Annotated in this window: 9 protein-coding genes and 1 pseudogene; 1 reads left to right on the forward strand and 9 read right to left on the reverse strand. The window is 67.1% G+C overall.

The genetic code is table 11. From position 1 onward, the window contains the following. The 8 genes and pseudogenes from esxG to AWC06_RS16340 all read right to left on the reverse strand — a co-directional run. A pseudogene (gene esxG, locus AWC06_RS23055) lies at positions 1 to 76 on the reverse strand (type VII secretion system protein EsxG); the annotation flags it as partial. A 45-nt stretch (positions 77 to 121) separates the two neighbouring features. Next, positions 122 to 1,642, reverse strand: a complete 1,521-nt coding sequence (locus AWC06_RS16310) for a PPE family protein (protein ID WP_085199057.1) — start codon at positions 1,640 to 1,642, stop codon at positions 122 to 124. A 2-nt stretch (positions 1,643 to 1,644) separates the two neighbouring features. Continuing rightward, positions 1,645 to 1,953, reverse strand: a complete 309-nt coding sequence (locus tag AWC06_RS16315; protein WP_085199058.1) for a PE family protein — start codon at positions 1,951 to 1,953, stop codon at positions 1,645 to 1,647. Beyond that, on the reverse strand, positions 1,950 to 5,918 hold the full coding sequence (eccCa, locus tag AWC06_RS16320; protein WP_085199059.1) for a type VII secretion protein EccCa: 3,969 nt from the start codon (positions 5,916 to 5,918) through the stop codon (positions 1,950 to 1,952). Before eccCa ends, AWC06_RS16315 begins: the two co-directional genes overlap by 4 nt. After that, complete coding sequence (eccB, locus tag AWC06_RS16325; protein ID WP_085199060.1) at positions 5,915 to 7,495, reverse strand: type VII secretion protein EccB; 1,581 nt, start codon at positions 7,493 to 7,495, stop codon at positions 5,915 to 5,917. The genes eccCa and eccB overlap by 4 nt, the downstream gene beginning before the upstream one ends. Continuing rightward, positions 7,492 to 9,333, reverse strand: a complete 1,842-nt coding sequence (gene eccA, locus AWC06_RS16330; protein ID WP_085199061.1) for a type VII secretion AAA-ATPase EccA — start codon at positions 9,331 to 9,333, stop codon at positions 7,492 to 7,494. The genes eccB and eccA overlap by 4 nt, the downstream gene beginning before the upstream one ends. Before the next feature lie 248 nt (positions 9,334 to 9,581). Further along, complete coding sequence (locus AWC06_RS16335; protein WP_085199062.1) at positions 9,582 to 10,487, reverse strand: class I SAM-dependent methyltransferase; 906 nt, start codon at positions 10,485 to 10,487, stop codon at positions 9,582 to 9,584. 182 nt (positions 10,488 to 10,669) lie between these two features. Further along, positions 10,670 to 11,560 carry an oxygenase MpaB family protein gene (locus AWC06_RS16340; protein ID WP_085199063.1) on the reverse strand — a complete coding sequence of 297 codons (891 nt, stop codon included), beginning with the start codon at positions 11,558 to 11,560 and terminating at the stop codon, positions 10,670 to 10,672. Positions 11,561 to 11,647: 87 nt separating this feature from the next. Between AWC06_RS16340 and AWC06_RS16345 the strand changes: the two genes are divergently transcribed. Continuing rightward, positions 11,648 to 12,283 (forward strand): TetR/AcrR family transcriptional regulator, encoded by a 636-nt coding sequence (locus AWC06_RS16345; RefSeq protein WP_372458117.1) that lies wholly within the window; start codon positions 11,648 to 11,650, stop codon positions 12,281 to 12,283. Here AWC06_RS16345 and AWC06_RS16350 read toward each other — a convergent pair. After that, entirely contained in the window at positions 12,280 to 12,855 is a 576-nt protein-coding gene (locus AWC06_RS16350; RefSeq protein ID WP_085199065.1) for a VOC family protein, read from the reverse strand. The genes AWC06_RS16345 and AWC06_RS16350 overlap by 4 nt on opposite strands. Between the last annotated feature and the right edge of the window lie 47 nt (positions 12,856 to 12,902).

Below are 12,902 nucleotides of genomic sequence, written 5' to 3' on the forward strand. Positions count from 1 at the left end.
GCATCAGCCCCGCCTTGGCCGCAAACGCCGACTGCGACGCCACCAACTGCGGAATATGAGCATCCAACAAACTCATCACCAACATCCCTTCTTATCGGTTACCGTTGTCACACAAGAACACTCAGCCGTCATCCCCCTCCCCCTCGGCGGTGTCCGAATCCCAGGTACCCGGCACCATCGGCATCCTCGGACCGTCGCCAAATCCATTGCTGCTCAGCCTGGCCAGCCCCGCGACCGCCCCCACGGCGTCCCTACGCACCGTCCCCGCGAAACCCAACGGCCCCGCGTCCTGCCCCGACGCCCGCGCCGAGCCCTCCTCTTCGGGCGCGCTGCTCGGGCCGAGATCGCTGTCCATATCCGCGAACTCGTCGCCGAAGTCTCGCATTTGCGCGCGGCGCCGACGTCGCGCCCGCGTTTTCTCCCGGCTGGCCGCGCCCACTGCGACCGCCGCGGGAACGTGGCGAGCGGGCGCCTTGACGCCCTTGCGATCGATCAACGTCGGCCCGGGCCCCTCGTCGGGACCGATGCCTCCCACCACATAGGCGAAACCCGGGCTGACACCGGTGGCCACCGGCGCGGCGCCTGCCGCAGTGCCCACCGCCGGTGCCGACCCACCGGCGGCCACCGGTGCGACACCTGTCGGCGCCAGCCCGGCCAGGGGCAACGCCGCGGACTGCCCACCGGCTGCGACGGATGCCACACCGACCGGTGGTTCGACTGCGGCAGGTACGGGGGCCGGCTCGGCCGGCGCAGCGAGCGAGAGCGCGTTGTTGATACCGAGGGGCAGCGCGAGCGTCAGGGCTAACAGCATCGGCCCGTAGGTGGCGATGGGCGAGATCACCTCGTAGGCCGCGAAGGCCAGCAGCGGACCGAAAGCCAGCAGTGCCGCAGCGGGATTCGCCGCGAAGGCGGCCAGCATCTGCTGCAGGGAGCCGGCCGGATTCTGCAGGAACGTGGACAGTTGGCTGAGCAGGTTCTTGTAGAAGTTCAAAAACGACGACAGCAGGTCGGACAGGTTCAGCGACGACCCGGACTGCGCGGCCTGGGCCTGCGCGCCGGCCTGCTGCGCGGTGGCCGCGGCGTTGCCGCTCTCGCCGACACCGGGCGTCACGACCGACGGCGCTGGCGTGGTGCGGGGCGCCGACGCCAACGCCGTACCGGAAACCGCCTGATATGTGGCCATCGTGGTAGCCGCCTGGATCCACATCCGCGCGTAGTCGGCTTCGTTGAGCGCGATCGGAATCGTGTTGATCCCAAAGAAATTCGTGGCCACCAACACGCCGTGGATGGCGTGATTGGCGGCCAACTCCGCCAACGTCGGCATGGCGGCAAGCGCGGTGACATAGGAGGCCGCTGCGGCCTCGTGCTGAGCAGCCACCCCCGCGCTGTTCGCGCTCGCTTGCATCAGCCACGCCAGATACGGTGCGTGCGCGGCCACGTACTGCTCGGCGCTCGGGCCTTCCCAGGAACCGGCCTGCACCGCGCCCAACAGTGAGGTGAGTTCGCCTGCAGCCGAGGCGTATTCAGCGCTCAACGAGGCCCATGCCGCCGCGGCCGCCAACAGCGACCCAGGGCCAGGACCGCTGCTGAGCAGTGCTGAATGCACCTCAGGCGGCGAAGCCATCCACACCGGCGCGGTCATAGTCAGCCGCCGGCCACCAAATACGACGACGCAGCGGCCGCATCACCGGTCGCATAGCTCGCGCCGGACTCACCCACACCGACCCCGGCACGGCCGAGTTCCTCCACGCCCTGCGCCGCGACAGTGGCGTGCTCGCTGCCCTGGGCACTGAACCCGACTGCAGTTTGCAGCGACACCGGGTCGGCCGCCGCCGGCACGACAGCCGTGATCAACGGGGCCGCACCCGCATGCGCGGCGGCCAGCCGCGCAGTGATCGCTTCTACGGCGGCGCTGGCCGAGGCCAAACCCTCGGGAACAACTCGCAGCGTCATGGCAGATACTCCTTTCGACCGTCAACGGTCACACTCTCGTCGACCAGAGGGTTGACCAATTGGACATAGGTGGGGCTGTCGCTGTCGCCCAACAGAATTGCCCGGCCCGCGGGCAACCGATCGAATCGCTGACCGCGAATCTTGCCGCCGTCGGCCGGATTGCCCGACAACATCAACGTGGTTGCCTGCAAGTCGTTGAACCGGCGCAGCAACGGGCTGGTCATCAACGCGTGCGCGGAGCCGCTCGCGCGCGCCGTGACGATCACCCGCAGTCCCAGGTCGGCGGCTTGTGCCAGCAGCCCGATCAGGCTGGTCCAGGGCCGCTGCCCGACGTACGGGCCCGTCAGTGCCGGCGTATCCGGTATCTGATCGACGTCATCGATGATCAGGTAGTGGGTGTGGCCCTCATACGACCAATCGGCAAGTTGGGCCGGCGAGAGGCCAGCGGGTGGCCGCCGCCGCTCGATGAGCGCCGATAAGCCCAGCATCGCCGGTATCACCCGGTCGACGTTGGCGGTGTATTCATTGTCGGCAAACAGTGGCTCGTCGACGAGATGCAAGCGCCGGTCCACCACCGTGAACGCCACGTGGTCGGGTGTGGAGTTTTCCCGGACGGTGCGGATGATGTGGCGCAGCAGCGTGGTCTTACCGGATTTGGTGTCGCCCAGCACCAGCAACAACGGGTTGTCGGTGAAGTTGAGTTCGACTGGCGCCAAGTCTTCTTCGCGCTGGCCTATGACGATCCGGTCGACGCCGCGATATGTCGCGCCAACTGCGGCGGGGGTGAGGTTGGTGGGCAGCAGCCGCACCGGTGGCGCCGTGACCTCGGGATGACGGGCGTTGATCGCGGCCACCTGGTCCAGTTCAGGCGCCGCGAACAGGAAGTGCTGGGCGGCCATGGTCAGCCCTCGACCGGGTTGGTCGGGTGGCACGGCCTCGGCCGGCCGGTGCAATGCGCCGACGAGACGGACATTGCTGTCGCGCGGATCGTGCAGTTTGAGCTCCAGGCGCAGCCCTAAGCCATCCCGCATGGCCAGCGGGACCTCCAGCCAGCTCGGGGTGGTGATGACCACGTGGATCCCGTACGCCAGTCCAACGTTGACGAGTTCGGTTACCTTGGCCAGCAGGGGGTTTCGGGTATTGAACTGGTCGGTGTTGTCGCGGCCAAACGCGTACAGGTTGTCGATGACCAGGAACACTTCACCGAACTCGTCGTCGAACCCGGACGCTTGCCGCTCCCGGAAGACTTCCCGCTGTTGCCGCGACCGCAGCAGCTGCTCGAGTTCGCCGAAGGTCCGACGGATGCGCTCGGGCTCCAGCGGCGAGGCCACACTGCCGACGTGCGCCAGGTCCTCCAGCGCCCGCAGCTGTCCGCCGCCGTAGTCCAGGCAGTAGAAGCTCACTTCGCGAGGCGAGTGCAGGTTTGCCGCCGACAGGATAAACGTCTGCAGGGCAGTCGATTTGCCTGATTTGGCTCCGCCGTGAATCACCATGTTGCCCGCCGACGAGTGTGCGTCGAACACCAGCGGGTCGCGGCGCATCTCGAAGGGCTTATCGATTTCGCCCAGCGGCCACCGCCATTGGCCTTGCGGCAGTGCCGCGCGTGCCAGCACCGTGCTCAGCGGGATCGGATCGTCGAGCGGCGGCAGCCACAGCTCTGGCGCACGCGGACCATAACGCGCCAGCTGGTCGCCGATGGTCGCGATCAACTTGCGCGGCGGACTGGTCGTTTCCTCTTCGCCATCGCTGACGATGACCGTGTTCTGATCCGGTTCCACCCGGCCCGCGGTGAACAGCTTGGGCTCGGGGGCCGAATGCACCACAAGCGTTTTCGCCCTCTGCGGCGGGTCGTAGATGCCGTCGACGTAGGTGCTGCGGAATTTGATCGGCGCGGCGCCGGGGGCGGGCACCAGGAAGCCCACGCCTTTGTGCTCCTTGCCGGACTCGATGTGGTAGGCGTCCTCGACGCCGATGATTTGCCGCGAAACCGCGGGGCTGGCGACCTTCAGACCTATCCGGTAGGAGGTGTTCTTGTCGATGTCCTTGATCTTGCCGATGTCCAGCGTCTGCGACGCGAACAGGATGTGGATGCGAAACGAGCGGCCTTTGCGGGCAACGTAGTCGAACAGTTCCGCGTACTCGGGGTGGTCGGCGAGCATCAGCGTGAACTCGTCGGCAACGACGAACAGCGTCGGGATCGGCGCCAGGTCGTGTCCGGCGGCGATCGCATTCTCGTATTCGGTCACCGAGTTGAACGCGCTGCCCTGCACCCGCCGCCCGGCCTCGCGCAGCAGCACCTCACGCCGGGCCACCTCGCCGCGCAGCGTATCGGCGAACCGGTCCGCCAGCGACTTCTTCTCGGCCATGTTCGATATCACGGCGACGACTTGAGGGAAATTACGGAAGCTGTCGGCGCCGGCCTCACCCTTGAAGTCGGCGTAGATCACGATGAGCCGCTCTGCCGAGTGAGTCGTCAACAGCGACAACAGGATCGACATCAGCATCTGCGATTTGCCGGAGCCGGTCATGCCGATCATCAGGCCGTGCGGGCCCATCCCGCCCTCGGCCTCGTCCTTGAGGTCGAAGATCAGCGGCTCCCCGGTCGCGGTCACGCCGATCGGCACCCGCAGCTCGTCCTCGCGCTGCCGCGGTGCCCATAGCGTGGGCACGTCCAGCTGCGACGCATCTTGAATGCCCAGCAGCGTGGTGAAGGTGGCGCCGCGGGTGGCCGCCGACTGCAGCCCGCTGTGGGTGGGGTTGGAATCCCAGCGCGACAGTCGGCGCGCGAGGTGGGCCGCGTCGTCGGCGCCGAACTGGTCGGCGGTGTCGACATAGCGTTGCCAGCCTCCGGTCTGCCAACGGTCGATGACGCCGTTGGCGATGCGCAGGATCGGGCGTTCGGGATCCGAATACTGTTCGCGGTGCGGCGGTGTGGCCGATCGGTGCACCACGGTGACCCCGGCCCATCCAGCCGCCAACGTGGACGCCTTGACGTCGTAGTCGGGGTCGTCGACGACGATCAGCAGGTGGCGCAGCGCGTCCGCCGCACCACCGGTGAACGGCGGGCGGTCGGCCAGCGCCGGACCCAGCAGCGCGGCCAGCTCTTCGATGTTGGTCGACAAGTAGCGGGCCGGGCCGACACCGTCGAGCTGGCCGGGAATGTCAACGTGCGGCAGCCATTTCAGCCACGACCATTCCGGCGTCTCCAGATCCGGGGCGGCCACCGCGACGCCGAGCACGGTCGGGTCATGCCACGTCACCGCCTGAGCGATCCAGGCGCGCAACGCCGCCCGCACCTCGTCCGGCTCGCCAAGCACGGTAATCCGCGACACCTTGGCCAAATCGATGCCGGTCGGCACGTCGCGCACGGTGCGTTGGGTGTCGAGCAGACTACGTAATGCGCTGTGCGACACCGGTTCCAGGTCGATCTCGTCAGCGGTGTCGCTGACCCGCAGTGCGCTGGCCAGTGCGGCCGAGTGCACACCGGCGCGCACCACCAGAAAGTCGTCGTCGGCCGGGTCGCGCTCCCACTGGCGTCGCGAGCCGGGTATCGCGGCCAATTCGGCCGGATCGGGATGCGACCATTCGGCCGCGGCGCGCTGTTCGGCGGCCTGGGCCCGGATGTTGTCCCGCACCACCGACAGGTAACGCAGGTAGTCGGCCCGCTCGGCGTCGACTTCCTCGGTGCGCGTTTTGTTGTCGGTGCCGCGGTACAGCGCGGTCGCGGCCAACAGCAGCACGAACGGGAAAAACAGTGTCTGTGGGGAGATGAGCCGCATTCCGGTGGCGACCATCGCGACGATCATGCCGACGATCAGGATCACGATCATCACCGGTAGCGCCCGCCGCATCAACGACGGCGGGATCACCCGGGGCAGCTCGGGCGGCGCCTCGATGGTGATGGTTCCCTTGCGGGTCGCCGGCGGTGGTAGCCGCCGGCGGGCCTCGAAGATCAGTCGGCTCATCGGGTCTCCCCTTGGGCTGAGGTGGCACGACCGGGTCGGGAGTCGGGGGACAGCCCGTCGTGTGCGAGCAGTGCGTCGGCGCGGGAGAGCGTCGGGCCCGGCGCGAACAGCGACAGCGCGGACCAGGGTATCGGGGTTGGCGGCGGGCTCAGGCCAAGAACCTCAGCGGTTTTCGTGTGCCCGGTCGCGCCACCTTCATTGTCGATGCCGTAGCGGACACCGGTGTCGGAGATCCAGAACAGCGACCCGGCCGCCGGTGACGCCGCGTTTTGGCCGACGGTCTGGGTGAAGTACCCGGTTCCCGGCGCCATCGCGACGCGGGTGGCGACACCGCCGGTTCCACCGCCGACCAGATCCTCGGTTTGCACCGACTCCGGCACCGGCAGCGCCGAACCGGACAGCAGCGTCAGCGAATTCGTGCTGGCCCCGTCCGGCTTGCTCCAGTGCGCGCAGGTCACCGGATCGCGGGACGCGTCGACAAGGGTGATCCGTCGATCGGGAAAACGACCGGTGTCCAGCACCCGGGACACCGGCAGCCTGGCGACCTGATCGGCGCCCAGCCGCGGCGGCTGATCCAGACCGTAGGAGTTGGCGTTACGCAGCACCGCGGCCAGCACCGGTGAAATCGGCTGTAGGCCATCGGGCATGACGGCGTAGTACAGCAAGCTGCTGTCCGAGTTTGCTTCCAACGCGTGCGCCACCACCACGGCTCCGACCGGGGCGGGCAGCGGGAGGCCGAACCGCGCCGGGCTTCCGGCGTCCGGAATCGCGGGCGGCGCCAGCGCCGGCGCTTCGGGGATCGCGTTGAAAAGGCCGACGGCGATGGGCCGGGGCGCCGGGATGTCGCTGGGCAGGCCCAGCGCGCTGGTGACAGCGCGGTCGGCAAGGTCGATCCGGCTGCGCCGGCCGTCCCACAGCAGCCAGCTGCCACTGCCGTTGCTGGCCAGCACCGCGTGTCCTTCGCCGAGGGCTGTGGCGCGGGCGCCGCTGCTGTCCGGAGTCCCTGCGATCACCGTGACCCCGGAGGCTGGGCCCGTGGCGGCATCGCACACCGTCCAGTCGGCGTCCTTGCTGGTGCTTTGCACCATCCGCTCGGGCGCGCCCGGGATGCCGATCAGGTTGCCGCGCGGAAATCGGTCGAGCTCACTGCTTTTCACGGTGGTGGGGTTGACCGGCCTGCCGGAGATCAGCCGGGCCGAGGTCAGGTTGAGCACCGGGTGCAGCCGATCCCCAACTCGCACATACAGCGCGGCGGTCGACCGGTCGGCCAGTATCGGATTGTTGGCCGCCGAGCCGTTGGGCCGGATCAGCGAGAAGACGAAGCAGCCGACCAACGTGGTGACCAGGATGAGCGCGCCCATCAGCACCGCGCGGGTCTGGGTGCGCAACGGGTCGACCAACATCCGGGTGTCGTGCAGGGCGACACCGGAGGCGATCCGGCGCATCACGAACCGCCAGCCGGTTACCTGGTGGCGTGTGACGAAGCCACGTCGGTAGACCACCTTGTCGGGGTTGTCGTTTGCCGGGGTTCGTGACGCGAATGAGCGGCGGTCGCCGGCCGGCTCTGGATTCGTCATGCCGGCAACTCCAGGTTGAGGCCTGCCAGCAGCGGTCCCACCGTGTTGGCGACGTCACTGGCGGTGATGGTCATCAACTCCTCGTCGGTGAACTCGCCGGTCTCGGCGTGCTCGGAGTGGTCCAACCGGAATTCCCGTTCCTCTTCGGACTTTTCGACGACATTACGGACGAATCGGCCGTTCCCTGCGATGTCCAGGCCGCGGCGCTCGACTCCTGTGCTGTCGGGTTTCGACATCTCGGCCAGCTGCGCGAACACTCTCTCCAGCTCATCGAGCGCGGCCTGTTCGAAGACGCTGTCGCGCTTTTCGGCCATGAAGTTGGCGATCTCGATCAGCTCGGTCGGTGCATACGACGGGAAGTCGATGCTGCGGGTGAAACGCGACCGCAGACCTTGGTTGGTGTCGAGGAACCGATCCAGGTCGGCGCGGTACCCGGCGACGATCACCACCAGCCGATCCCGATCGTTTTCCATGCGGGCCAACAATGTGTCGATGGCGACCAAGCCGAAGTCGTTCTTGGCGCCGGTGGCCACCAGCGCGTAGGCCTCGTCGAGGAACAGCACTCCATCCAGCGCGCTGTCGATGATTGCGTTCGTCTTGAACTCGGTCTCCCCGATGTGCTGGCCGATCAAATCGGCGCGGTGCACCTCTTTGATGTTCTCCTTCTTCAACAGGCCAAGGCCGCAATAGATTTTGGCGACGACCCGGGCGATGGTGGTCTTGCCCGTCCCGGGCGGCCCGGTGAAGACCAAGTGGTGGGTGCGCTGCGCCACCTCCAGGCCACGCTGCTTGCGCACCAGCTCCATCGCCACGGCGCTTTTCAGCCGCGCCACCTGATTTTTGACCTGATCGAGGCCGATGAACTCGTCGAGCTCCTTTTCGGCCTCGGCGAGCAGCACAGCCTTGCGCTCCTGGGCTCCGGGGTCGATGAAATCGCCTGGGCTGGGCTCAGTTTCGGGATCCCACGGATCGGTGCGCGCGTCGATGCGGTCTGCGGTGGTGGTCTCGATCCCGAAACTGCTGTCCAGCAGCGCCTCTTCGACCTGGGCGTTCTGCGGGTTGGCGGCATACAGGTCCTGCAGCACTTCCCGGGCGGTGTCCTCATCGCCGTCCGCGCGCAGTGCCAGCGCCCGGGCCAACGCGCCGTCGACCGCGGCCACCTGAATCGGACCTTCCGGCTCCTCCAAGTACGACAGCGCCGGTGCGAACATGCCCAGCCGGGCCAGCGCGATGCCCAGGGTGATCTTGGTGGCGTGGGTGAAATGCTCGTCGAGGCCCGGCTCGTTGACGATCGGGGACAGCAGCTTGACGACATCTGCCCAGCGCTGGGCGCGGTAGTGGATGACGCTGGCGATCCAGCGGGCCTCCCGCCAGCTCGGCCGGCGCTCGGTGACGTCGGCGACGAGCTCGTGCGCGTCAGCGTAGCGGCCGTCGGCTGCCAGTGCCGCGGCATACGCGAGCTGGAAGTCGTCGGGTTGGGCGGCCCGAAACTGCAAATACAGTCCGGTGTCGTAGTGGAAACCCAGGGCACCGGGCGCCAGTTCCACCTGGCGCTGCAACACACCAGCGGTGTCCGCGGTACGCGAAACTGCTTCCAGCACCCGAGCGGACACGTCACCTGCGGCGGCCAGCCCGGTCCATGCGTCGCACTGGTCGTGGGCGATGCGGGTCAGCGCCGTGAACCCGGACCGGGCGGCGGCCAGGTCCGCCGGGCGTCGGCGGTCGTAGACAGTCAGCCCGAGCGCGCGGCAACAGGTGGCGAATCGGCTGATCACATCGTCGTCCACCCGGGGTGCCACAGGACGAGTCGCGAGCATGCCGCTGTCACCGATTTCCACGCCCTATACCCTCCCGGGGTTAGTACAACCTAACTTTGCTGAAGTTAGCATTGCATAAGCTAAGTGTCGAGATGCACGTATTGGCCCGATGCGTGGCCTTGCTCACCGCGTGGTGACGACTTAGCCGCTGCATAACGGCTCGACACGACACCTCCTCGGCCCAAGACCTGGCGGTAACCATACCGTCGCGCAGGCGCTTAATGAAAATGGGTGTCGTTTCTATATCGGGCTCGGGCGGGTGGGCGGCGTCAGCCCTTGACGGCGCTGACCAATCGGTTGCGGGCAACCATCGACCCGGCCTCGATATCCATCCCGGGCACTGGCCGGCCCAGCTCGCGCAGATAGTCGGCCAGCGGGGTCGCCGTCGCGGTCCAGCCGCGCTCGCTCAGCCACTGGTCGGCCGGTGCGAACCGCTCGTTGTAGACCAGCTGGAAGAACAGCCGCTGCTCGCCCCTGGCGTTCGCTTGGCGTTCGTCCTCGACGGCGGCTGCGAATTGCTCCGGCGGCAGCGGCTCGCCGTCCTCCACCGCGATGTGACTGCCAAAAGACGCGAGCGCGTCGACGCCGGTGAACAAATCCTGCTGCGCGGTGGCGGGCAGATAGATCAACAGACCTTCGGCAATCCAGGCCGACGGCTGCGCCGGATCGAATCCGCTGTCCCGCAGCGCCTGTGGCCAATCTTCCCGCAGGTCGACGGCGACTTCGCGACGCTCGGCTTTGGGCTCGGCGCCGTGGTCAGTGAGCACCTCACGCTTGAAGTCCAGGACTTGTGGTTGGTCGAGTTCGAAGATCGTCGTGCCGTCCGGCCAGGACAGCCGATACGCGCGTGAGTCCAACCCGGCGGCCAAGATTGCCACCTGCCGAACGCCGGCGTCGGCGGCCCGCCGGAAATAGTTGTCGAAATATCTCGTCCGGGCACCCTGGAAGTTGACGAAGTGCTGGCCGAAATCGCTTGTCTTCAATTGATGTTCGGGTAGCTTGCCGTCGAGCACATCCGCGGAGGGCCCGCCGACCGCGCGGCAGAACACCTCGGCGAACGGGTCCACGGCCAACGGGTCAGGCTTTTGCGCTTCCAATGCTCGGGCGGTGGCCACGAATAACGCGGTCGAACCGACACTCGTCGTGATGTCCCAGGTGTCTTTGTCAGTACGCACGACAACCGACCTTACGCCGACCCGTTTCTCGCCGCCGAGTGCTCAATCCGGCATGGTGGTGACCTGCGCAATGCCACACTTGTCGACGTGGATGACACCCGAGTTCGGCCTGGCTTCGAAAGCCTTGGTGCACAACACCTCAAGGGCGTCCCCGAGGATGTGGAAGTCTTCCGGGTGAGGAACTAGACCAGGGGGCGACCCGTCTTGATCCGACGGTCCAGATCCCACAGCAGCACGTTGAACGGGAACTGGCGGACAAACCGGGGCATGAGTTTGTTGACAGTGCGCAGCACCGCGATCAGCCGGTCGAACCGCCGCTGTTTGGCCGCGTCCCAGGGCAACCGCATCTCCTCGCGGAAACGTTGCGGCAGAAAGCCGGTGGTGATCAACAGCCCGGGTTTGTCCGCCCACCTCTGCAGACGGCCGGGCAACGTCACTCCCGGCATCCGGCCGGCCGCGATCGGGTACAGGTAGCCGCGCACCGCATCGTCGATGTGCACCTTGTCTAGCGACTCCTGCCAGTACTTGTCGAACGCGGCGCGATCCGCCGGCCACATCTCCGGCGGGACCTGCAATGTCGTGGCCAGCACCATGCCGTCGCGGTAGTGCCGTTGGGCGTCTTCCTCGTTCATCTCGCCGACGAACGTGCGGTAGAAATCGACGCCGCCCTTGTAGAGGCATGCCGCCACCCACAGCTGCAGCTCCGGGTCGAACGCGTTGTACTCGACCGGGCTCTCGGGCGTCGAGTAGACCTGGGCGTGCGCCCCGTTCACGGCCCTGCGAAACGCCGCCTTCTGGGCGTCGGTGCCTGCGATGGCCACCGCCAGGTAGGTGAACGTGGTACGTGCCCGCTTGATCGGGTGCCGGTCCGCGCGACCGCTTTCGACGCGGCTCTCCAGCACGCCGTAGCCGACGCCCGGCCGCGAAAGCTCCATGATCACGTTCGCGGGACCGGCCAGCAGTGCCATCCCCATCAAACCGTCATCGATGCGGGCGGCTCGTGGTGGCCGGCGGCGAGTGAACTCGCTGATCGGCGGATCGCTGACCGCCCGCTCGACATGCTGAATGGTCATGGCCGCACACCTGCTCGCTAATTGTGAGAACGCTTGTTTCCCGATATTGCCGTGCGGGCCGCTTCGATGTCAAGAAAGATGGTGCCCATGGCCTTAGCGGAGACGGCGAGTGCGCGGCCCTATCGGGGTGTCGATCCCGCCGACCGCCTGGCCGAGCGCCGCAGCCGCCTGTTGGCTGCCGGCCTGGATTTGCTGGGTACCGATCGGAAGGGTGACGAGCTCACCGTGCGGGGGGTATGCCGTCGCGCCGGCGTGGCCGCCCGCTACTTCTACGAGAGCTTCGCCAACAAGGACGACTTCGTCGACGCCGTTTTCGACTGGGTGATAGCCGATTTGGCGGCTACCACGCAGGCGGCGGTGGCCGCGGCGCCACCCGAGGAGCAGACCCGGGCCCTCATGACCAACATCGTGCGCACGATCCAAGGCGATCCGCGGGTGGGTCGCCTGCTGTTCAGCTCGCAGCCGGCCAATGCGGTGCTGGTGCGCAAACGCGAGGAGTCCAGTGCGCTGTTCGCCATGCTCTCCGGCCAGCATGTGGGCAGCGCGCTGCGGATGTCGGAGAACGACCGCATCAAGGCCGCATCACATTTCGTGGTCGGCGGCGTAGGTCAGACGCTGAGCGCGTGGCTGGGCGGCGAGCTGCGTCTGAGCCCCGACCAGCTGGTCGACCACCTCGCGTCGCTGCTCAACCGGCTCGGTGACCCGGCGCTGTACCGCGACTAGCGGCCCACCGGCACCCGGCGGTCGGCCGCCGTCTTCGGCACGGCCTGCGCATCGCTCGTCGTGAATTCCTTGGTCCAGCATGCAAATTCGAGGGTGATGCCATCGGGGTCCTGAAAATAGAACGACCGTACATAGACACCGGGATGCAGCGTGGCGGAAACCTGCCGCTCGCTCTCGTCGTGGTTGAGCACCGGGCCGACCCGTACTCCCTTGTCCTTGAGTCGCTGTCGATAGCTGTCGAATTTCTCCGCCGGGACGTGAAATGCGAGGTGGTTCATGGTGCTCACGGCGCTGGTGATGTCCCCGATCCCCGGGATGGCGCCCGGCGACGACAGGCCCGGTACGCGGTCCGGAGCGTCGGCGAACCAGAAGAATGCGACGCAGTCACCGTTGCCGGCGTCGAAGAAGAAATGCTGTCCCTGACCGTTGGGCAAATCGAGCGATTTGATCAGCGGCATGCCGAGGACGTTGCTGTAGAAGTCGACGGTGCGCGCCATGTCCGAGCACACCAGCGCGACGTGGTTGATACCGCCGAGTTCGAACTCGGAATTGGTGTTGTGCGGCTTGATCATCTCCGGCCTCCCGTCCGTCGGCGCAGCGCATCGCTGGTTTCCGCAGC

It is taken from the genome of Mycobacterium fragae (genome assembly GCF_002102185.1).
GTDB lineage: Bacteria > Actinomycetota > Actinomycetes > Mycobacteriales > Mycobacteriaceae > Mycobacterium > Mycobacterium fragae.

Coding starts and splice junctions, on each gene's coding strand:
- AWC06_RS16310 (WP_085199057.1), bottom strand. CDS start 1,642: ATGACCGCGCCGGTGTGGATGGCTTCGCCGCCTGAGGTGCATTCAGCA.
- eccCa (WP_085199059.1), bottom strand. CDS start 5,918: ATGAGCCGACTGATCTTCGAGGCCCGCCGGCGGCTACCACCGCCGGCG.
- eccB (WP_085199060.1), bottom strand. CDS start 7,495: ATGACGAATCCAGAGCCGGCCGGCGACCGCCGCTCATTCGCGTCACGA.
- AWC06_RS16350 (WP_085199065.1), bottom strand. CDS start 12,855: ATGATCAAGCCGCACAACACCAATTCCGAGTTCGAACTCGGCGGTATC.
- AWC06_RS16340 (WP_085199063.1), bottom strand. CDS start 11,560: ATGACCATTCAGCATGTCGAGCGGGCGGTCAGCGATCCGCCGATCAGC.
- AWC06_RS16345 (WP_372458117.1), top strand. CDS start 11,648: ATGGCCTTAGCGGAGACGGCGAGTGCGCGGCCCTATCGGGGTGTCGAT.
- AWC06_RS16315 (WP_085199058.1), bottom strand. CDS start 1,953: ATGACGCTGCGAGTTGTTCCCGAGGGTTTGGCCTCGGCCAGCGCCGCC.